This is a genomic window from Tunturiibacter gelidiferens, from assembly GCF_014201335.1.
In the GTDB taxonomy this organism is placed as follows: domain Bacteria; phylum Acidobacteriota; class Terriglobia; order Terriglobales; family Acidobacteriaceae; genus Edaphobacter; species Edaphobacter lichenicola_E.
Window position 1 is genome coordinate 24,056 of record NZ_JACHEB010000005.1, and the last position, 19,818, is coordinate 43,873.

Consider the following 19,818-nt stretch of genomic DNA (forward strand, 5'->3'; position numbering starts at 1 on the left):
TCTCCTTAGGCGCCTTGACTTGCCTGGCCCAGCGCGTGCACCAAGCAGCGCTTTGCCAGCTCTACTTTGAATCCGTTCTGGCTTTGAGGTTTAGCGCCGTGAAGGGCAGCCTCGGCGGCGGCGACGAAGTTAGAGGCAGTCGCCGGTTTTCCAAGTAACATTTTTTCAGCTTCTACAGAGCGCCAGGGCTTCGTCCCCACTCCACCCATCGCGACGCGAACGAAATCGATTCTGCCGCCGTTCTGCTTCATCACGATCGCCGCAGAAGCCAAGGCAAACTCATAGGAGGCACGGTCACGAAGCTTCAGGTAGACGCTCTTTGCGCCAGCGGGCATCTTCGGTAGTGTGAGGTACGCGATCAAATCACCCGACTCCAAAACGGTCTCAAGCTGCGGAGTGGATCCGGGCACTAGGTAGAACTCCTCGATAGGTACGCTCCGCTGGCCCTTTACCCCCTCAATATGCACCATGGCGTCGAGTGCCATCAAAGCGACGTTCTGGTCGGAAGGGTTTGTCGCAATGCAGTGCTCGCTCGTACCAAGGATCGCCAGCATTCGGTTATAGCCACCGATAGCAGAACATCCCGAACCAGGTTCGCGCTTATTGCATCCTGTTGCTGTATCCCTGTAGTACACGCAGCGCGTCTTCTGGAGCAGGTTGCCTCCTGTGGTCGCCATATTACGCAGCTGGGGTGACGCACCCGACAGCAGGGCTTGCGAAAGAACCGCATACTGTTCCTTCACCGTTGCGTCCTGGGCCACGACCGCATTCTTCGCGAGAGCTCCAATCTTCAGCCCGCCGTCTGCGGTCTTCTCGATCCGGTCGAGTGGCAGACCATTGATGTCCACCAGTTTCTTAGGACGTTCGACGTTCAGTTTCATGTAGTCGATCAGATTGGTTCCACCCGCAATGAACCGCACATCCGCGCCATTTTGCGCTGCGGATGACTTCGCCTGAGCCTTCACTGCATCTGGGATCGTGCGTGCCGTCACCAGTTCGAAGAGTTCCATCGTCGGTCTCCTGTCCTACCCTATCCGCCGAACCACCTGAACTGCCGCGACGATATTCGGATATGCCCCGCAGCGGCAGATATTGCCGCTCATAGCCTCCTTTACATCGCCATCTCCGGCTCCCCAAGGCTCCTCGGCCATGGCTACGGCAGACATAATCTGTCCGGAGGTGCAATAGCCGCACTGATAGCCATCGTGCTCCACGAACGCTTCCTGCATCGGATGCAAGTGGCCTGGCTGACCGAGACCTTCGATTGTGGTAATTTCAGCGGTTTGTTGCATTGCTGCAAATGTCAGGCAACTGTTCACGCGCCGGCCATTGATATGCACCGTGCAAGCTCCGCACTGCCCGTGGTCACAACCTTTTTTCGTCCCGGTCAGATACAACGTTTCGCGTAAGGTGTCCAGCAGCGTGGCGCGGGGATCGATCTGAACCGAATATGCGTGGCCGTTCACCTTCAAAGTCACAGGCACCGTTCCTGGAATAGCGTGGCCTTCAGAGCTTGTTCTTTCTTGGGCCTCAGTGATCGCCGCAGAGATAGCCAGCGGAGCGACCCCAGTCGCGGCCGTGGCAACTCCCGCCGCTCCTATATGCGAAAGAAATGATCTTCGACTCAACTTACCTAGCGAAGACGTCGGTTCTTTTATGTCTTTCTCATCAATAGCCAAGTTCCACCTCCCGACATGGCTCTCCTGGATGCATGAAATTATCCCACATCCGGCGATGGTTGGGGTTTTTGGTAGATCGATGTCAATACCAAGGGAGCGCTGCATTTTTTAAGGCTATGCGCGAGAGAAAGAATTTCCGACTACACAATCCGCATCTCCTTGGGAGTGAAGCATCTCTGGCTGCTGCACCGAAAGTGTGGCGACTGCGGACGCGTGGATGTCAGCGGCAAGACCCGCGCGCGAGGGTTCGCATCGATATGCTCCTGAACCTGATTTGGTTTACGACGTTGATTTGTGAGGAACGAAGCTACGGTTTGCTTAGCAGCTCCATCATATAGTCAGTTGCGGCCTTATCATTCATCAGAGCGAGCTGGGACACGATGCTTCGCTTCAACTCGAGGTCCTTCTCACTGCGGGCCAACTCCACCATTCTCGGTGCATCCTGAGTAATAAATAATCCGGAGATTACCGATTTCTTGATCTTTGGGTCGCCTGTGGTTTTATAGACCTCCACGAGTGTATCGTTCGAGCGCTTGCCTTCGAAGACCGCGATCGACAGAATTGCTTCGCGCTGGAGTTCGGGTCCCATCTTCCCCATCGCCGCATCATGCAGAATGGCGTCAGCGTCGGGCGATTTGCTTTGTGCCAACACAAACAGCGCATGCTTCTTCATGGCGGGCGACCCGTTCCCATTGAGGACACCTCTCAAGAGAGGAATCGCCCGCGCCGGATCCTGATTCAGCAGCGAGTTCAAGGCCAACATCTTCAGATCCTCATCTGAACCATGTGGCGGGTTGGTGTTATCCCACATCTCCACATCTTCCACTGAGGAATCGGTCATTGCTCGCACCTGAACATTCACATTTTTCATGCTCTCAGCTAAGGCCTGGGTATCGATATGTACATTCACGGTCAACGCGGAGCAGTCTCGATTCCACTGGCTGTTCGGGTTCTGCGCGTGTAGCTGGTCGCACGTAGCCGCAGCCAACTGAGGTTTGCCCAGCTTATTCAACGAATAGGCCTTCCAGTAAACTGCCGCGTCGACGCGCTTTCCTTTCGCGTTAATCACTTTGTCGAAAGAGACGACAGCATCCTGCCAGCGATGCTCATCCATTGCTTTCGAGCCTGCCGAGTAGGCGACATCGTCCTGTAACTGTACAGGAGCGAGTTCTGGCGTGAGCGCATGAATAGAAGGCCTGCCCACCGAAAAAAGCAGTAGAGCCGAGGAGAGTGTAATTCGAGTAAAAGACGTCATTGTGCCGCTCCTTGATTTCCATCGTCGTTTTGCCGCAGGATTCTGATGTCCAACAACAATCCGCTTGTATTCATCTCCAGACGCAGCCTCCACGTGCTGTGCGGAGTTTCCGGTTCGTTGTCCAGTGTGGTCAGCACACGTCCGAGATTTTCCAACACCGCTGCTTGCGCCATATCTCCACTCTCCCTCGCCGCGTGAACATACACCGCGTTTTTCAGCAGCAAGTGATGTGCCTGTTCGCGCGTAATGTCGTCCAGCGGCCCCTGAGTGTTGTTCACCTCAGTGAGCAACCGCTCCGCGGAGTCGAGATGATCTGCAATCGCCGGATCGCGGGGCTCCGTAGTCAGAGGTCCGTGTCCGTTGATCGCCACATTCCGCCGCGTCTTCATCGTGTAGCTCCCATGCAAGGCTATAAAGATCACCACGAGGAGCGCTACCATCGCCAAGCCAATCGCGGGCCATATGAGCTTCCACCGAAGACCAACCCGCTTCGGTTGGTCGTCGCCCAATACACTCAGATTTCCACGCAACCGCTGCCAGTTTCTCTCCAGATCAAGCTTCGGGACTGGTTCGGCGGAAAACGCACGCAGCGTCTCCGCGATCGACTCCGACACAGTGGCGCATTCCACACACTCCTCCAGATGCCGGCGAGTTGCAGTCTCATTCGAGCTGTCATGTAACTGATATGCAATCAAATCCTCTTCTGAAAAATGCTTCATCGCAAACCTCCTGCAACAGGCGCGAGGGATCGCCGCAGCTTCGAAACTGCTCGAAAAACGGCCTGCTTCGCTGAGTTCACCGTGATATTCAGTGCCTCCGCAATCTCTGACATCGGAACCTCTTCCATGTGCCTCATCGTGAATGCAGCCCGCTCCATCGGAGTGAGCGCGGCCATCGCTGTTTCACGAAGGGAGGCAGCTTCCCTGCCAAGCAGCTCGCCCTCCGGCCCTGCCTGCCCGTCTGCTACACGCACCGTACCCTCTGCCGCGGAGGGCTCATCCGCAATTCGCGGCGCCCGATAGGAGAGATCGCGGTTGCGTCGTTCCACGAGATTGATAGCCGTATTCATAGTGATTCGTACGATCCAAGTCGAAAAAGCAGAGTCCTGCCGAAAACTGGGCAGCTTGTTGTAAGCGCGCAGAAACGCTTCCTGCGCTACTTCTTCCGCATCTTCTTCATTGCCGGTGATGCGAAACGCTACACGAGCCACCGACGAGAAGTGGCGATCCATCAACACACGATAGGCGTCTCGATTTCCCCCGAGCACCTCTCGGATCGCCTCTGTCTCTGCTCTATCCATTCGCCGATTAGACAACGGGTTTCCCCCCTGGTTAGGTTCCGGGAAAAAATAATCGGCGGAAATGGACGAGCGTCCATTCCGCCGTTGTCGAACCAACCCACTGGCCTAACGAATCGATGCTAAAGACTTCGATCACGCACTAATACAATTGCATGCTAGTAGCACGCCCTCAATAAAAACACGCCATCAGTCGGCTTCACCTTTTATCCGCGTGTCTTTCGCAATCCAGTTCACTTCCCAGGTTTTGCCACCATCGTCAGAGAATGCCTGCTCAAACCGACATGAATTTGGAGTTATGTCCGATATGACAAATCGAACAAGAATAGCCCGGCCATTCAGTGTTTCCTGATCGAAGAATTCACCGCGCCCGTTCTTGAACTCTCCAATTGTGGGCTGACTGAAAGTTCCGGCACGACTGCTCGCAAAATTGAGACTCCACTGGTGAGATTGGGGGTTATAAAGACGCACGCTAAGCCCTTCAAAGTGGCCTGCCGAGCCGTCGGCTTCGAGTTCGACAATATTGGCGCCTCCATTCGAGACCTTACGTACGACACTGGTACCCTCGTACCTAACCCAGGTGTACGAACCCGTTAAGGGATGTAAGAGTCGTGTTAGTTCAGTTTTCCAGGTACCGAACTCAAAGTCGAAATCGTGTTCGCCCCCGCGCTGCCCTGCAGACGTTGGCATGTCGATTACTGATTTGCCGGAGTTCGTTTGTGCCAGCCCAAGTGAAGGAGCTGAGAGGGAGATTCCGGCACATAAAACGATGCATCTCAAAACACGCTGAAATCGCTGCATTTTATCCATCCCGATTCCAAGTCTGTTATCCATGTGCTGAGAAGCTTTATGGTTTCGCCCTGGTCTGATCAGTGATCCAATTCGTCTCCCATGTTTTTCCGCCATCGGTGGAAAATGACTGTTCAAAGTGCGCTGAATTCGGAGTGATCTCTGACCAGATGAATCGGTTGTAGATGGACTTACCTTCGTAGAGTTCCTGGTCGTAAAACTCGCCGCGGCCGTCCTTGAATCCTCCAATCAACGGCGTAAGGAAAGTTCCGTCCTTGGCATTGGCCCAATACAAGCTCCATTGATGAGATTGCGGGTTATAGAGGCGCACAGTCATCCCTTCAATGTGACCTGCGGCACCATCCGTTTCGAATTCCTCCACGTCGGCGCGACCGTCCCAGGCTTTACGTGTCACCGAGGTGCCGTCAAACTCGACCCAAGTCGTCGAACCTGTGAGCGGATGAACCAGCTTCTTTAGATGAATCTTCCATGTGCCAATCTCGAAGTCAAAATCGTGTTGACCGTCCGTCACAGAGTTTTGCGCCACTGGCTTTTCACTGCCGGAAGCCGCCCGACTCGAAGCGTGGAGAGGAACCCCAAGCAAGACGGCCACGCTAAATATAAAGATCTTGATACCGCGTCGATGTGACTTCACACTCTACCTCCGAGATTCAGTCTGTTGTTCCATCGGAAACAACCTAACGGCGTATAGTGGTCTCACGCAATACCCATTCAGAACGATTTCGATATAACCACTTCCGCAGGGTAGTGAAGATGAAATTGGTTCCGAGCAGTTTTTTCCCACCAGTTGCGCTGGACCTCACGAAACAGATTCCGATGTACCGTCAGTTCTTCGAGTGGTTCCGGGATGCGATTGTCAGCGGCCAGCTGCGGCCCGGGCAACGTGTACCCTCGACTCGCGCGCTTGCTGCTGAGTTGAAGATCTCCCGAGTGCCGGTGTTGAATGCCTATGAGCAACTCCATGCCGAGGGTTATCTGCAAACACTCGTCGGTTCCGGAACCACAATCTCTAAGTCTGTTCCGGATCACGCAACAAGACCCACAGCGGCGGCTCGCAAGTCCGACGTGAGGCCTAAGTCCGCAAACAGAATTTCACGCATCGGGACGGAAGCACTTTCGACTCCGCCACAGGTTTGGCTCGACAGCCTCGGCCCCTTTCGATCCAGCTTGCCTGCCCTCGAGCATTTTCCAAATCGTATCTGGTCGAAGTTAATTTCTCGGCACTTACTCGTGCCTTCTAGGCAATTGATGGCCTACGGCGACCCGATGGGATATATGCCGTTACGAGAGGCGATTGCAGAATATATGGGTGCGGCTCGCGCAGTCCGTTGCGATCCGTCGGAAGTCATGGTTGTGACTGGTTCGCAGCTGGGGTTGCAGCTTTGCGCTAAAGTTCTCTTCAATCCGGGCGAACCCATCTGGATGGAAGACCCGGGCTATTCCGGGGCCCACCAGGCCTTCTCGAGCGCCGGCGTACGCAATTCCGGTAGATCACGAAGGAATTCTCGTCAAGGAGGGCCTTCGTCGCTGTCCAGCCGCTAACGGCGCCTATCTCACGCCATCCCATCAGTACCCAACAGGAGCCACAATGAGCGCCTCACGGCGGGTCGAGATCCTCCAGTGGGCCGCAAAGTCTGGTTCCTGGATCATGGAGGACGATTACGACAGCGAGTTTCGGTTTGAGAGCAGACCCATCGGAGCCCTCAGGGACTGGACACAAGTTCCTCGGTCATTTATTTGGGAACCTTCAGCAAGGTCCTGTTTCCAGCCTTGCGACTCGGTTATGTGGTTGTGCCCCGGAGCTTGGTTCAAGCGTTTTCGACGGTTCGAGATGCCGCAGATATATTTTCGTCAACGCTGTATCGAGCAGTCTTAACCGACTTTATCCGTGAGGGACACTTTGCTCGCCATCTGCGAAGGATGCGCACTCTCTACATGGAGAGACGTAGTGTATTAGTCGATGCAATCCACTCGCAACCTGGCGGCATGCTTCAAGTGATCGGCGCGGAGGCAGGTATGCATCTGGTCGCGTTATTGCCTCCGGGTATAGATGATCGTCAAGTCGCGAGGCAAGCCGCTCGGGATGGCATTTCCGCGATGCCTCTCTCCGTGTGCCAATTAAGAAAACAATCGAGAGGCGGACTGATCCTTGGCTATGGCGGCACCAATACAACGGAGATTCAAGACGGAGTCAAAAAACTCCGGGCAAGCCTGGACAAGCTGGCTACATAAAACACAAACAAGGTCGATCTCGATCAAGGCATTGATTAACGGAAGCCGCTTAATCTTGAGATGAATCGCCTCTCTATCCTTGATAGGATGTCTGCGCGCTTCTCGTTGTCGTCGATGTAATGCTCTGTTCATAGTCCTGCGCATATTATGGGTGCACCTTCGCGAGTTAGCCAATCGAGGAAAAAAGCATGAGCACTACTGCAACCCTCGCATCTATAGGCGATGATGGTGTTTTGAACGAGTCGCTTTCCCCCACGCTCTCGAATGTTTGGATCGACCGCGATGTCAGCTGGCTCGATTTCAACGAACGAGTGCTGGCCGAGGCGCTCGATGAGCGAACGCCATTGCTGGAGCGCGCTAAGTTTTTAGCTATCTTCACCTCGAACTTGGATGAGTTTTTCATGAAGCGCGCCGTCGTACTGCGCGAGGAAGAGACTGAGGCGAGACGTTCACTGACACGGGAGCTTCGGGACAGGCTGACCCCCATGCTTCAGCGCCAGGCAGAGTGTTACCGGCAGGTGATCATTCCGGTTTGGCTGCACATGGCGTTCATCTAATGAATTGGGACGAACTTACGCAGGCACAGCAGGACGAAGCCGCGCGCTACTTTGACTCGCAGCTGTCGCCAGCCCTTACTCCGCTGGTCGTGGATCCTGTGAATCCGTTTCCATTTCTCTCTAATCTTTAGACGTCACTGATTTTTCATCTGCGCGACACAGCACATAACGAATCGATGTATGCTCGCGTCAAAGTTCCCGAAAATTTGAAACAGTGGGTGCCGTTGGAGAGCAATGACGCACTAAATCAAAAGGTATTTGTTCCTCTGCATGAAATCATTCGGGGCAATCTCCATAAGCTTTACAGTGGGATGACGATCAGATCTGTCACCCTTATGCGGTTGACTCGCGATGCGGAGGTGGAACTGGAGCACAATTACGAAGCTGAGATTCGAGGGCTGGTTCAGGATCAGATACGCCAACGGCGTTATGAACCGGTCATCCGTCTTGAGTTCGGGCGGGGCGCCGACCCAGCGATCAAGGAGCTGCTGCGCGAGCGTTTTGGACTGGCGCCTTCAGAACTCTATGATATGCAGGAGGACTGGACTACGGGAGCCTGTTTGAGCTCATGGGCTTGCCGTTCCCAGAGCTGCGTGAAACCTTTTGGACGCCTCTCGTACCCCCGGCCTTCCAGGACGCGGGAATCTTCGCGGCCATTCAAGCCGGTGACGTGCTTGTGCATCATCCATACGAGAGCTTTGACGCCAGCGTCGAAGCGTTCATACACACTGCCGCTGACGATCCCCAGACCATCTCGATCAAGATGACCGCATATCGTATCGGTGACGATACGCCCTTTGTTAAATCGTTGGTTCGGGCCGCTGAACAAGGAAAGCAAATCGCCTGCGTCATGGAGATAAAAGCTCGCTTCGACGAAGAGCGAAATCTGCATTGGGCTGCCGAACTTGAGAGAGTAGGAGCCCATGTCACGTTCGGCATTAAGGGTCTCAAAACACACGCGAAGACGGCCCTGGTTGTTCGGAAGGAGGCCGACGGTCTGCGCTGCTATGTGCATATCGGGACCGGCAACTACCATGTGAAGATAGCGCGCCTGTACACAGACCTTGGTCTGCTGACAAGCAACCCTCTGATCACTCGCGACGTTGTGAACCTCTTTCACTATCTGACCGGCCGCGCAAACGCGCCGGACTGCACTACAATTTTGGTAGCGCCTACGATTATGCGTCCGCGTTATCTTGAGCTAATCAAACGTGAGATCGAGCATAAACTGGCCGGACGTCCGGCCAGAATTGTCGCGAAGATGAACCAGCTTGAAGATCCGGCATTGATCGAAGCGCTCTGTGAAGCCTCTCGCGCCGGCGTATCGATTGACCTTATCATCCGAGGCTTCTGCTGCTTGCGCCCCGGCATTCCCGGTCAAACGGAACATCCGTATCCGTTCCATCATTGGCCGCTTCCTCGAGCACTCGCGAATCGCTTATTTTGCCAATGGTAAGGAAGATCACCTTGAAGGTGACTTTCTCATCGGATCTGCAGATTGGATGGTTCGCAATCTCTCTAAGCGAATTGAGGTGGCGACGCCGATCCTAGCAAAGAGCCAAAGCGGAGACTTTGGGAGTTCCTTGACATTTGTCTGAGCGATAAGCGGCAAGCCTGGGTCCTCGACACTGACGGCACTTATTCGCAGTTACGGCCTGATGGAGAAGGTAGTTCCACAGGGGCCGAGGCACTGGGGACTCACAGGGCGATGATGGATCTTGCGAGCTCTTATTGTGGAGACTGCTAACAAACCTCGAGCAATTCTTGCTGAGATTCAGCAGTTTGCACAAAAGCCCAATACCCCCCTCAGATATCGCGCGTCGTAATTCGGTGGCAATTTCCTAACACGCCGAGCAAGATTTGCTGATGCGTTTTGAACGCGTGCCAGCCCAATAGAACCCTACGAGGCGCGGCAGAATGGCTGCGAGAATACCTGTCGCGAGGAGCTTAGGTCCTAATCGCAGACAAACTGGCGCTGGGGGGGATGCACTGAACACTTGCGACTGGCAACTGAGAGACACGACAAAATGCAAATTGCCTCCCACCGAGAGCAGAGTACTCCTCAAGTCCAGAATCGAACTTTCTCAAAATAACCAATTTCCGCGGTTGGTAGCATGCTGACCAATACGTCACTCCGCAGATGGTGGCCGAGAAGGGGAAGATTGATCTGGCTTTTGGAACGTAGATTGCGGTAAAGTCTGCGGTGCGTTTAGTAGCTATCCGGGCGAAGTGATTATTAAATTTGTCTCCCATAACCAAGGGCAGGACTATCATCTCGGCCGCCTAAGTTGCAACATCGCTTGTTCATATGCCGCACTCCGGGGAACAGTCATGAACTCTTCTTGAAAAGATACATGCAAGCGAGAATAGGCCGTAATCGGGACCTGTTTCGAAGGCTTTTCATGCGTGTAGAGAAGAAATGATCAGGAACTTCTTGAAAAAACTCTTCTCAATCGCGCTGTCTCTCCTGATGGTCATCGCTGCTGCGCGGTGGGAAGCAGCAGCTCAGCAACCGACAGCAGCGGCACCAGCTGTACCAGCACCCGGCGAATCTGATGTACAAGGTGCGCCCTTGTCCGCAGAGCAACTGCAACAACTCGTAGCACCCATCGCCCTTTATCCTGATGTTCTGGTCGCGCAGGTTCTTGGAGCAGCCACCTTTCCCGACGAGGTCGCTGCGGCCAACTCCTGGCTTCAGCAGAACAACAGACTTACTGGCAGCTCTTTAATGCAAGCGGTTGATAAGCAACCGTGGGATCCCAGTGTGAAAGCGCTGACTCAGTTTCCTTCGGTTATGGACAACATGGCGAAGAACCTCACTTGGACCTTTTCATTGGGAGAGGCTTATCACAGCCAGGCGGCCGATGTTATGACAGCAGTCCAGACCCTGAGGGCTAAAGCAGAAGCGGCCGGTAATCTGAGATCGGGCTCTCAGATCACTGTTGTGCAACAATCGCCGCAGGTGATTGTGATTCAGCCTACTAATCCGCAGGTCGTGTATGTTCCGCAATATAACCCTACGGTTGTCTATGGCGCCCCAGTTACGACGCTAGGCTATCGTCTGGTTTTGGCGGCGGCGGAGGTGGTTGGCGGGCCAGCGCTCGTGGCGCTGCAAGCCACGGGGGCGGTGGCTTCAGGGGTCGCAGGTAACTACAACACGGCTGCGAGTCAGGTCAGCCTTAGCCAATGGAGTTGAAAGTGATAGACGAAGTTCTGGAGGATTGAATGTCGGTTAAACACTTCAGAGTTGTGTTGGCGACTCGGCTACTCCTTCTGGCGCTCATTCCGCTCGCAGCGTGTAACAACAACAAACAACCCGAGAAACCTTCGATCAAAACGTTTGCCTCGCCTGACGATGCAGGTAATATGGCGATCGCAGCGGCGAAGTCTGGCGATCTTCGGCCCCGGTTCTGAGGACGTTCTTTACTCCGGCGACCCGGTGGACGATAAGAATAGTGCTAACGCATTTGTGGCGAAGTATGACAGGATGCACCGCTGGCGCACGATGCAAGATGGCAGCGAGGTCCTGACCGTCGGAGCTGACAACTATCCATTTGCTATCTCACTCAGAAAGAATGCTGATGGGCAGTGGTTCTTCGATACGGCTGGAGGTAAGGATGAGGTGCTGTCACGCCGAGTTGGGCGCAATGAACTTGCTGTCATCGACGTCTGTGAAGCGATCGCGGATGCAGAGGCGGAGTATTACTCGAAGCCGCACGACGGACAACCGGCGAAACAATACGCGGCAAAGTTCATCAGCGATCCAGGGAAACAAAACGGTTTGTACTGGAAACCGGAGGAGGGCAAGTCCGCGAGCCCACTGGGGCCGATGGCGGCGTTTGCGACTGACGAAGGATATAAGGCAAATCCAAACGGACATACGCCGTTCCACGGCTACTACTTTCAGATGCTGAAGGTGCAAACCGACAAGGCACCTGACGGCGCGAAGAGTACCTGGTCAATGGAAAGATGACTAACGGGTTCGCCTTCGTCGCCTATCCCGCGCAGCACGGTAATTCAGGAGTGATGAGTTTCATCATCAACCAGGATGGCGTGCTGCTACAGAAAGATCTTGGAAAAAACGCCGCGGAAACTGCAACCGAGATGACCCTGTTCGACCCGGACCCCGGCTGGGCCATCGTCCAGCAATGACTGGCACCTCAAAGCTCAACCGCCACATTTTTGGGGACAGGGGTGTTCTTATCCGGGCGTAATCCGATAGGAGAAGCATAAGCCATGACAAACGGGTGTGTTGATCGCGAAAGCCTGACCCCAAGAAACTAGGCAATAATCGATGAGTGGTCAGGCGGTTGAGGTAGATGATTTTACCGTCGCGATGACGAAGTCAAGAAACGCGCGCGTCTTTTGTGGAAGATAATTGCGAGAAGGGTGCAGCGCATAGAGAGGAAATCGCTCATCAAGCCAATCAGGAAAGACGACCTCTAAGCGTCCGCTCTCGATCAGCGTTTCGATTCCAAGCTCCAGGAGCTGTGCAATACCGTATCCGGCGAGGCAGACCGCGTGAATCGTCGCAACATCGCTGAGCAACAACTGTGCGTTCGCGTTGATTTCTATTTCTTTTCGGCCTTGCCGGAAGGCCCATTCGTAGGGGCGCCCGGTTTCAGGGTCGCGAAAATCAATTAGACGATGATTGCCTTCCTCAAGCTCGGAGGGATGCTTTGGGCGACCCGCTCTTTTCAGATAAACCGGCGATGCTACCGTAATAACTCGTGTGTCGAGCAGTTTTCGCGCTACAAGTACCGATGGACGGGGCTCGCCGAAACGGATGGCAAGGTCGAAGCCTTCTGCCACCAAATCGCCCAGCCGCTCACGTGTAATCAGTTCGAGCTTGAGTGCTGGAAACCGTTTTAAAAATCGACTCAGTTGTGGCCCAAGAAGGAGCTGCGAGATGAACGGATCCATATTGACCCGCAACGTTCCCCGAACGGCGTCTTTAGAGGTTGTTACCGAGGCCGCTGCTTCTTCCAATCCAGCGAGCAGCGGAACGATTTGTTCATAGAGCCTTCGCCCCTCTTCGCTCAATGTGACGGTGCGGGTAGTGCGTTCGAGCAGACGTACACCGAGGCGCGCCTCTAGACGGGCGATCGCACGGCTCACTCCCGACTGCGACATGTTCAGTGATTTGCCGGCTATGGCGAAGTTTCCGCTCCTCACTACAGCAGCTAGAACACCGAGTCCGTTCAGAACGCGATCATCAAATTTCATGGATTCATGATAATTAGTCATTAGCAAAATGCGAATAGTTCTGGCGCTTCGTCCTTACTGACCGAGTCAGATGTACAGGTCGTAGCAGAACGGAGAACGCAGCATTGATTCAAAGCGCTGATCCGCCATCCGGCTGCAAACTCTCAAACAGCGGTCTAAACAGTAATCAGAGGTCGACGAACCAACAAACTAACGATTGAAAGGAGAAACACAAATGTACGCAATCATGGGTATTAGTGGAAGAGTTGGAGGCGCCATCGCAGATAACCTATTGGCGCAGGGCGAGCAGATTCGCGCGATCGTTCGGAATCCTGAAAAGGCTGCACCTTGGAGGGATCGGGGAGCAGAAATTGCGATTGCTGACGTCGACGATCCCGACGCGCTGGCATCCGCATTCGCAGGAACGGATGGCGTGTTTCTCATGGTCCCGCCAAATTTTGCGCCGGCGCACGGCTTTCCGGAAACGCGCAAGACTCTCGCGGCCTATCATGCGTCTCTCGCAAAGGCTCTCCCCAAAAAAGCGGTCTACCTTTCTTCGATTGGAGCCGAACAGACCAGCGGGTTGGGGCTTATCACCAGTTCGCATCTTCTGGAGCAGACGCTCGGGGATCTGCCTATAGCCCACGCGTTCCTGAGAGCTGGCTGGTTCATGGAAAATCACGCCTGGGACGTCACTACGGCACAGTCAGAAGGAAAGATATTCTCTAATCTTTATCCCTTGGATCGCAAATTCTCGCTGGTGGCTACGGCTGACATTGGCAAGGTCGGGGCGGACGTCTTGCGCCAGGAGTGGAAGGGCATTCGGCATATTGAAGTTGCAGGTCCCGAGCAGTATTCTCCCAACGATATTGCACGAGCAATGAGCAGCGCTCTCGAACGTACCATCGAAGCGGTTGCCCTCCCACGTGAAAAGTGGACAGAGTTCTTCGTCGGGCAAGGCATGCCGGAGGGCCGGACCGAGCCTCGCGCCGAGATGGTCGATGGATTCAACTCGGGCTGGATTCATTTCGGTGTAGCGGGCACTGAACACATCACAGGCAATACCAGCCTGACGTCGGTGATTGCAAAGCTTGTGGCAAACGGAAGCCAGGAGGCATAAGCGTCCAAAGGCTCGACACCCCGGTGTCGGGCCCACAGGTCTGACAATGTCGCTTCTGTGAGCTTCATTCCTATCCAATAATTAAGAGAGGAGTATTTTGAATCCTCTGTGTGCTCTAGATGTTGGCCGCAATATACGTTAGTCAAGAGACTATTTCATAGGGCCGCATCATCTCGTTAGCGGCATGCTCAAGGGTGTGGCAATGCCAGACAAATCGGCCTGCATGTCCATCAAAGCGCACTGCGATAAGCGTAACCCCTCGCGACTCCACACGCGCCGTGTGCTTCCATCCCGCCTCCTGCTTCATGGGAGCGACCGCGGGGCCTATGTAGGCTAGCGTTCCGTCGGACAGGTAAGTTGGCACCGAAATCGGGCGACGATCCAGCATTTGAAATCGCACCTGATGCAGATGAATGGGATGGGTATCGGGGGTCAGATTGATCAATTGCCAGATTTCCGGACTTCCGCGACGAGCCTTCTCGGTAATGGGGTCGTGCCAACGGCTTCCGTTGAGCAACTTTGGGAAGGTTTGCCAACTAGATTGTCGTACTCGTAAGGGTGCGCGTGATCTCGGCCTCTTTTTCGTTAGCAGGGACGATGGCCCGAAGCTTCGTGGGAAGTGAGCTTGTATCCTTCACGGCTTTTCCGGAGACCGAAACTGAAGCACCGGCAAGATGTCGTTTCGCAAGACGATGATTGATGCGCCGCTCTCGGAGAAGTCGACGATCACGTCGGCTCGCTCTCCAGGTGCGAGTTGGAGCCGCTTGGCTCCGATTGGCGCAGCCAATAGCCCCTAGTCGGTTTCGATCTGATGAAAGCTTTGTCCGTTCTCCAGGGTCAACCGGAAGAATCGCGCGTTCGAGGCGTTCAGAATGCGGAAGCGGTAGCGCCGCGGCTCGACCTCGCAGTAGGGCAGGAGCTTTCCATTCGCCAGAAAGCAATCACCGAAAACTTCTGAAACCCATGGACCTTCGGGATTCCGCGAGGCGGAATAGTAAAGTTGCCCGTCCTTGCGAATCATTCGATCGGCCAGCATGAGGGGAACTTCGTATTTTCCACGAGGAAGATTCAGCGCATCTTCCTCGTCGCGGAGAATGTAGGCGCCGAAAAGACCGGCATACACATTCAGGCGCTCGATTCCCATGGCGTGATCGTGGTACCAGAGCATCGCCGCATCCTGAACATTAGGATAGGAATACGTTGCAGACTTTCCGGGCGGGTACCAGTTCTCCGGATAGCCGTCGCTCTCGGGTGGCACTCTGCCTCCGTGCAGATGCACGACGGCTATTACCTGTGGATTGGTTCGTTCGGCTCCGCACAATGCGTGGTCAATTGGAAAAAAGTGCTGCTCCGGTAAGGCGTTCACCCATTCCGCCTGGACAGCTTTGCCGTGACGGGCTTCGATGGTTAGTCCAGGAACAGAATTCCCATAGCCCAGACCGTTGCTGAAGGCACGTCACGGTGTTGCTTGACGGGGATGGACCGCATCTCGATCCGGTAAAAGTCGGCGGAAGACGAACGGCCGGCAGTGTCTCTCGCGACGCTGGGCGTGGCAATTGCAGGGATCGGTAATGGATCGACAAAAGGCGTGAGTGTGTAGGGCTGTATGAGGGGGGCGCTGTCGCTGCCGGCTCATGCATCCTTGTGTGGTGCTGCTCAATGAGCGACGGAAAGAAGGCCGTGGCGAGTTTGCTCGAAGGCCCTAAGAGCAGACCAGAACTCAGCTTTGATAGAAATTCCCGGCGTGTAGGGGGCATCTTCTGAAGAGAAACTCCGAGGGGAGAGCAATCTTGCTCTCCCCCCTCATTATGCCGCAACGAGTAAGCGTGACCAGGGACATATGGGCACGGTTGATTTGCGCCCCTTAGTCTTTGTCGTCGCCTTTCACTTCGCCAGTTTTTGGTTTGAGCAGCAACAGATCAGTCTTCCTGGCATGCTGGAAGTCGAACATGCTCTCGATCGATCCGGCTAGTTCATCGAACGACCCCTGCCCAATGCGCTTGCCTGCGAGCCAGTGATCCTCAACTAAGCGGATGACCGAGGTCTGGTCGGTCAATGTGTGATCGACAAAATTCTCTTTTGACCAAGGTGAAAGAACAAGGAGCGGCAAGCGAGGCCCATGGCCGCAGCGGGCCAGCGCATGGTGGTTACTGGCATCGATGCCCGGCAGAATCACTTTTTGATCTCCGCAAACTCCCTTGTCGTTGAGGAAATCTGCGATTCCATTGGAGGAGTTTACGATGGGGCCAAACTGATGGTCATACCAGCCGTCGGAGTCGTCGTAGGTCACAATGATCGCCGTCGAATCCCAAAATTTTGACTGTTCGATGAAGTTGATCGTGTTGACCAGGAACTCCTGCTCGTCCAGCGGATCGGATTCTGCGGAGTGCCCGCTCTGGATCGTCGGCGGCTTCAGGAAGCTTATCGCTGGCATGTTGCCGGCGTTCACCGCATCGATAAAGTCATGCATATCGTATTGATGGTGCGTCTCGTCGCCATCCTTGCCGATAGCTTCGACGGAAGAAGGGCGTATGTGCGTGGGATTGGCTGTCGAAGGATAATACTGAAACGGCTCGCGGTGCGGGTTGTAGTCATTGTCATCCTTCACCTTCGTGACCTTGGATGATCTGCTGCGGTTGCAGCCACTAGTGCCGTTAGGATTTGTAATCGTCAGGTCAAAGCGGCTGAAAACCATCCCCAGGTAACATGCTCTGCGCTGAGTAGATTGCCGATGTTCTTTCCGCCCAAATACGCCAGGTCTTCGGTGGGGTCCGAGCAGACATCGTTCTCCGGGTCCGGTTCGCCGATCAAGGTAATGGAGCCGTCACCGCCGTCGACTTCGTCACTGTTTCCATTGATCAGGTCGATCACGCCATTGGTTTGGCCAGATATCAGATTGACTGCACCCAACGTCGAGTCGCCGAACGTGGTTTCAAAGTTGTTGTCACTCATCGCATAACCGTTAGCGCGACAGTAAATGCAATAGAGCGATTCACATATCCTCCGGGAGGTGCAATAACGAGGCATAGTCGTGCTTCTTGAACGCCAGATGAGGCCGAAAAACAATGTAGTGTGAATTCGATCGAGTCGTTGTATCTAACCTGGCGGAGTAGCCCAGAGAAAACGCGGATGTCGGATGTTGCCCTCGGAATTTCGGGGATGGCAGTGGCTTTTTCCATCTTTGTCTCATCGGGTGCATCTTTTAAGTGGAGACACTTTGTCAAAAACTGAGGATCGACCTTTTTATACTTCCCCCACTGTACGTACCACCCATCCCAACGTGATCCTTGCAATCTGTTGCATGAGCCTGCTGATCGTGGGCATGGACGTGACGATTGTTAATGTTGCGCTGCCGGCAATCCAGAAAGACCTCCACGCTCAGCTGGCTGGGCTGCAGTGGATTCTCGACGCTCTTATACTCTGGTGGTGGCAAGCTTCCTGATGCTGGCAGGATCGGTGTCGGACCGGTTCGGACGCAGGAGAGTGTTTCAGATCGGATTGGCCGTGTTCGTTCTCGGATCACTTCTATGCAGTCGGGCTGGAACAATCGAACAACTGATCGGATTTCGTGCGCTCCAGGGATTTGGGGCGTCAATGCTGAATCCGGTGGCGTTGTCGATTATCGCAAATGCGTTTCCGAATCCGAAGGCTCGAGCCCGGGCAGTGGGTACATGGGGGGCTGTGGCAGGCCTATCGCTGGGCATCGGACCGCTAATCGGGGGAGCCCTGACCGAGACAATTGGATGGCGGTCTATTTTCTGGATCAACCTGCCGATCGGAATTACGGCAGCGCTGCTGGCGGCGCACTTTGTACCGGAGTCGAAGGCTGCACGAGCGCGTGCCTTTGACCCGGTGGGACAGATGCTGATATTGATTGGGCTGGCAACACTGACATCAGGTGTTATCGAGGGGCCGCACGAAGGTTGGGGATCAAGATTGATCCTGGGGCTCTTTATCACTGCGGGGGTGGCATTGCTTGCGTTCGTGGTATACGAACCGCGCAGGAGTGATCCCCTCCTGGACCTGCGGTTTTTCCGCAGCGTGCCATTCTCAAGCGCAACGGTCTTGGCCCTGTGTGCCTTTTCTTGTTTTGCGGGATTTCTCTTTCTGAATGCACTCTATCTCCAGCAGGTGCGCGGATTTTCACCTTTTCACACAGGATTGTTTACGTTGCCTTTGGCGATAACCATGTTGGTGGCTTCGCCATTGTCGGGACGGCTTGTGGGGAACTACGGCACGAGACCTTCTCTTGTGGCCTCAGGTGTTGGATTTCTACTAAGCGCACTCATGCTGACTAGGTTGACCCAACAGACTTCAGTAGGTTGGCTGCTCGCTGTATACGCGCTGTTCGGCGTGGGGCTCGGTATGGTGAATGCGGCGATCACAAACAGCGCGGTGGCGGGAATGCCGCTATCTCAGGCGGGCGTAGCTGCTGCGGTTGCTTCGACGAGCAGGCAGGTAGGCGCGGCGATTGGCGTCGCGGTGTCTGGAACGGTCGTAGCCGTAAGCCATGCAAACGGCACAGATTTCACTTCGGCGACACACCCTATCTGGTGGCTGATGACGACTTGCGGCGCAGCGGTGCTAGTGATCGGGTTTGCGTCGAACACGGTCTGGGCAAAAGCAAGCACAGAACGGGTGACGCACTTGTTTGAAGAACCGCACTGAAGTACCAGTATCATCATTTCCAGCGTCAGAATGTAGTGACAGGTGGTTTTTCGTCGCCGAGATGGGTTTATGAACTCGGCGAACCGTCGTTAAAGCTGGGACTCAGCAGCCTCGAGCGCGTTTGCCTCCAGAGGCACGCCAGCCCCGTTGTCAATCACTCATTAACGTCCTCTACGTCCACCGCGTGTGGCACCGCCTCCGCGACTTTGAAATTGTTCGAGCTGATCCCCCGCGCACGAGAGCGCGAATCACTTTGTAACTGCCCCATGGTGTCCGTCGGAGCTGAACTACGCGGAGTAGCTTGGGTAGAGAGGGAAGTTGGCTGGCTCTGAGTTCCTCTTCCCGCAACGCGAGGATTCGTTGAATCCAACCCGCTCACCCCGTTGCTGAAGGGGTTGTTCCTCTTTGCGCGGCTGGAGCCGAAGGATTTGCAGATCGTGATTGAGACAGTTGATTAGGATTATTTTGAACTCTGTTTTCTGCTGCCGCGTCTGGTTTGCACCGATGGATGGGTCTACCGACGTCCAGCCACCGTTGTCATACTTACTCCAGTTGCCGCTGGAATCCTTTTTATAAACATTCCCGTCAGCTCCAGCATAGATATTGTTGTTATTCGCATCCTTCGCAACAAAACCACCGTTTCCGTTAGCGCCCGAAAAACCGGCGCCAGCACTCTCTTTGGAGGTTTGGAAAGACCCAGCAGTTCCGTTGCTATTCGTTACATGCTGAGCCTGAGCCCAGTTGTCCCCGTTTGTAACTACAGAACTTCCCCACTGACTGTATTGGTTATGGCCCTGCGAAGTTGCGGCATAGGTTCCAGTCCAAGGGTTATAGCCCTGGGCATACGTATGGCCACCGTAAGCGTTTTGAGTAGTGACTGCTCGCCCGTAGGCTCCGGTACTCGGGTTATACCAGGCCGCCGTGCCTGAGGAGCCGTACGGTCCATACACGGCGTGTCCCACCCCATATGCTCCGGTATATGGGTTGTACACGGC

20 protein-coding genes and 3 pseudogenes are annotated in these 19,818 nt (G+C 54.6%); 10 read left to right on the forward strand and 13 right to left on the reverse strand.

Translation table 11 applies throughout. The features are described 5' to 3' along the window. Window positions 1-5: 5 nt before the first annotated feature. From HDF14_RS11385 to HDF14_RS11415, 7 genes are all read right to left on the reverse strand, one after another. A complete protein-coding gene (locus HDF14_RS11385; RefSeq protein ID WP_183976667.1) occupies window positions 6-1,010 on the reverse strand; it encodes an FAD binding domain-containing protein in 1,005 nt (334 codons plus the stop codon). Window positions 1,011-1,025: 15 nt separating this feature from the next. Next, on the reverse strand, window positions 1,026-1,679 hold the full coding sequence (locus HDF14_RS11390; RefSeq protein WP_260698202.1) for a (2Fe-2S)-binding protein: 654 nt from the start codon (window positions 1,677-1,679) through the stop codon (window positions 1,026-1,028). A 307-nt stretch (window positions 1,680-1,986) separates the two neighbouring features. Continuing rightward, a complete protein-coding gene (locus tag HDF14_RS11395; RefSeq protein WP_183976671.1) occupies window positions 1,987-2,934 on the reverse strand; it encodes a HEAT repeat domain-containing protein in 948 nt (315 codons plus the stop codon). Further along, on the reverse strand, window positions 2,931-3,653 hold the full coding sequence (locus HDF14_RS11400; protein ID WP_183976673.1) for a hypothetical protein: 723 nt from the start codon (window positions 3,651-3,653) through the stop codon (window positions 2,931-2,933). The genes HDF14_RS11395 and HDF14_RS11400 overlap by 4 nt, the downstream gene beginning before the upstream one ends. Further along, the gene (locus tag HDF14_RS11405) at window positions 3,650-4,201 is read right to left on the reverse strand and encodes an RNA polymerase sigma factor (protein ID WP_313899546.1); all 552 of its coding nucleotides are present in this window, start codon (window positions 4,199-4,201) and stop codon (window positions 3,650-3,652) included. Before HDF14_RS11405 ends, HDF14_RS11400 begins: the two co-directional genes overlap by 4 nt. Before the next feature lie 219 nt (window positions 4,202-4,420). Further along, window positions 4,421-5,041 (reverse strand): hypothetical protein, encoded by a 621-nt coding sequence (locus tag HDF14_RS11410; RefSeq protein WP_260698203.1) that lies wholly within the window; start codon window positions 5,039-5,041, stop codon window positions 4,421-4,423. Window positions 5,042-5,078: 37 nt separating this feature from the next. After that, on the reverse strand, window positions 5,079-5,675 hold the full coding sequence (locus tag HDF14_RS11415) for a hypothetical protein (protein WP_313899547.1): 597 nt from the start codon (window positions 5,673-5,675) through the stop codon (window positions 5,079-5,081). 119 nt (window positions 5,676-5,794) lie between these two features. Here HDF14_RS11415 and HDF14_RS11420 point away from each other — a divergent pair, with 119 nt between their 5' ends. From HDF14_RS11420 to HDF14_RS11455, 7 genes and pseudogenes are all read left to right on the forward strand, one after another. After that, window positions 5,795-6,583 (forward strand): PLP-dependent aminotransferase family protein, encoded by a 789-nt coding sequence (locus HDF14_RS11420; RefSeq protein ID WP_183976677.1) that lies wholly within the window; start codon window positions 5,795-5,797, stop codon window positions 6,581-6,583. Window positions 6,584-6,751: 168 nt separating this feature from the next. Next, a complete protein-coding gene (locus tag HDF14_RS27540) occupies window positions 6,752-7,273 on the forward strand; it encodes an aminotransferase class I/II-fold pyridoxal phosphate-dependent enzyme (protein WP_406707216.1) in 522 nt (173 codons plus the stop codon). Between the two features lie 188 nt (window positions 7,274-7,461). Continuing rightward, window positions 7,462-7,830: a hypothetical protein gene (locus HDF14_RS11430; protein ID WP_183976681.1), complete on the forward strand. Its 369-nt coding sequence runs from the start codon at window positions 7,462-7,464 to the stop codon at window positions 7,828-7,830. After that, window positions 7,830-8,597 (forward strand): annotated as a pseudogene (locus tag HDF14_RS26555) (hypothetical protein). The gene HDF14_RS11430 and the pseudogene HDF14_RS26555 overlap by 1 nt, the downstream one beginning before the upstream one ends. After that, window positions 8,486-9,428, forward strand: a pseudogene (locus HDF14_RS11445) (hypothetical protein). The pseudogenes HDF14_RS26555 and HDF14_RS11445 overlap by 112 nt, the downstream one beginning before the upstream one ends. An 821-nt stretch (window positions 9,429-10,249) precedes the next feature. Further along, window positions 10,250-11,026, forward strand: a complete 777-nt coding sequence (locus tag HDF14_RS11450; RefSeq protein ID WP_183976689.1) for a DUF3300 domain-containing protein — start codon at window positions 10,250-10,252, stop codon at window positions 11,024-11,026. Window positions 11,027-11,185: 159 nt separating this feature from the next. After that, window positions 11,186-11,982, forward strand: a pseudogene (locus tag HDF14_RS11455) (DUF2950 family protein). Window positions 11,983-12,132: 150 nt separating this feature from the next. Here the strand turns inward: HDF14_RS11455 and HDF14_RS11460 are convergent. Then, on the reverse strand, window positions 12,133-13,077 hold the full coding sequence (locus tag HDF14_RS11460) for a LysR family transcriptional regulator (RefSeq protein ID WP_313899548.1): 945 nt from the start codon (window positions 13,075-13,077) through the stop codon (window positions 12,133-12,135). 193 nt (window positions 13,078-13,270) lie between these two features. Between HDF14_RS11460 and HDF14_RS11465 the strand changes: the two genes are divergently transcribed. Next, complete coding sequence (locus HDF14_RS11465) at window positions 13,271-14,155, forward strand: NmrA family NAD(P)-binding protein (protein WP_183976693.1); 885 nt, start codon at window positions 13,271-13,273, stop codon at window positions 14,153-14,155. Between the two features lie 142 nt (window positions 14,156-14,297). Here the strand turns inward: HDF14_RS11465 and HDF14_RS11470 are convergent, their stop codons facing one another. The 4 genes from HDF14_RS11470 to HDF14_RS11485 form a co-directional block, all read right to left on the reverse strand. Continuing rightward, window positions 14,298-14,672 carry a multicopper oxidase domain-containing protein gene (locus HDF14_RS11470; protein ID WP_183976701.1) on the reverse strand — a complete coding sequence of 125 codons (375 nt, stop codon included), beginning with the start codon at window positions 14,670-14,672 and terminating at the stop codon, window positions 14,298-14,300. Window positions 14,673-14,948: 276 nt separating this feature from the next. Continuing rightward, window positions 14,949-15,521, reverse strand: coding sequence for a multicopper oxidase family protein (locus HDF14_RS11475; protein WP_183976709.1), 573 nt, complete (start codon window positions 15,519-15,521; stop codon window positions 14,949-14,951). A 498-nt stretch (window positions 15,522-16,019) separates the two neighbouring features. Beyond that, the gene (locus tag HDF14_RS11480) at window positions 16,020-16,850 is read right to left on the reverse strand and encodes an alkaline phosphatase family protein (protein ID WP_183976711.1); all 831 of its coding nucleotides are present in this window, start codon (window positions 16,848-16,850) and stop codon (window positions 16,020-16,022) included. Then, complete coding sequence (locus HDF14_RS11485; protein WP_183976713.1) at window positions 16,826-17,107, reverse strand: alkaline phosphatase family protein; 282 nt, start codon at window positions 17,105-17,107, stop codon at window positions 16,826-16,828. Before HDF14_RS11485 ends, HDF14_RS11480 begins: the two co-directional genes overlap by 25 nt. 265 nt (window positions 17,108-17,372) lie before the next feature. Between HDF14_RS11485 and HDF14_RS26560 the strand changes: the two genes are divergently transcribed. Continuing rightward, the gene (locus tag HDF14_RS26560) at window positions 17,373-17,597 is read left to right on the forward strand and encodes an MFS transporter (protein ID WP_260698205.1); all 225 of its coding nucleotides are present in this window, start codon (window positions 17,373-17,375) and stop codon (window positions 17,595-17,597) included. Further along, a complete protein-coding gene (locus HDF14_RS11490; protein ID WP_406707217.1) occupies window positions 17,597-18,823 on the forward strand; it encodes a DHA2 family efflux MFS transporter permease subunit in 1,227 nt (408 codons plus the stop codon). Before HDF14_RS26560 ends, HDF14_RS11490 begins: the two co-directional genes overlap by 1 nt. 287 nt (window positions 18,824-19,110) lie before the next feature. Here HDF14_RS11490 and HDF14_RS11495 read toward each other — a convergent pair whose 3' ends face one another. Continuing rightward, entirely contained in the window at window positions 19,111-19,815 is a 705-nt protein-coding gene (locus HDF14_RS11495; protein WP_183976715.1) for a hypothetical protein, read from the reverse strand. Window positions 19,816-19,818: the final 3 nt, after the last annotated feature.

Excerpts from the sequence above, each read along its gene's own strand:
- HDF14_RS11385 (WP_183976667.1), bottom strand. The coding sequence starts at position 1,010 with ATGGAACTCTTCGAACTGGTGACGGCACGCACGATCCCAGATGCAGTG.
- HDF14_RS11395 (WP_183976671.1), bottom strand. The coding sequence starts at position 2,934 with ATGACGTCTTTTACTCGAATTACACTCTCCTCGGCTCTACTGCTTTTT.
- HDF14_RS11400 (WP_183976673.1), bottom strand. The coding sequence starts at position 3,653 with ATGAAGCATTTTTCAGAAGAGGATTTGATTGCATATCAGTTACATGAC.
- HDF14_RS11410 (WP_260698203.1), bottom strand. The coding sequence starts at position 5,041 with ATGGATAAAATGCAGCGATTTCAGCGTGTTTTGAGATGCATCGTTTTA.
- HDF14_RS11420 (WP_183976677.1), top strand. The coding sequence starts at position 5,795 with ATGAAATTGGTTCCGAGCAGTTTTTTCCCACCAGTTGCGCTGGACCTC.
- HDF14_RS11430 (WP_183976681.1), top strand. The coding sequence starts at position 7,462 with ATGAGCACTACTGCAACCCTCGCATCTATAGGCGATGATGGTGTTTTG.
- HDF14_RS11450 (WP_183976689.1), top strand. The coding sequence starts at position 10,250 with ATGATCAGGAACTTCTTGAAAAAACTCTTCTCAATCGCGCTGTCTCTC.
- HDF14_RS11460 (WP_313899548.1), bottom strand. The coding sequence starts at position 13,077 with ATGACTAATTATCATGAATCCATGAAATTTGATGATCGCGTTCTGAAC.
- HDF14_RS11465 (WP_183976693.1), top strand. The coding sequence starts at position 13,271 with ATGTACGCAATCATGGGTATTAGTGGAAGAGTTGGAGGCGCCATCGCA.
- HDF14_RS11480 (WP_183976711.1), bottom strand. The coding sequence starts at position 16,850 with ATGGTTTTCAGCCGCTTTGACCTGACGATTACAAATCCTAACGGCACT.
- HDF14_RS11485 (WP_183976713.1), bottom strand. The coding sequence starts at position 17,107 with ATGAGTGACAACAACTTTGAAACCACGTTCGGCGACTCGACGTTGGGT.
- HDF14_RS11490 (WP_406707217.1), top strand. The coding sequence starts at position 17,597 with ATGCTGGCAGGATCGGTGTCGGACCGGTTCGGACGCAGGAGAGTGTTT.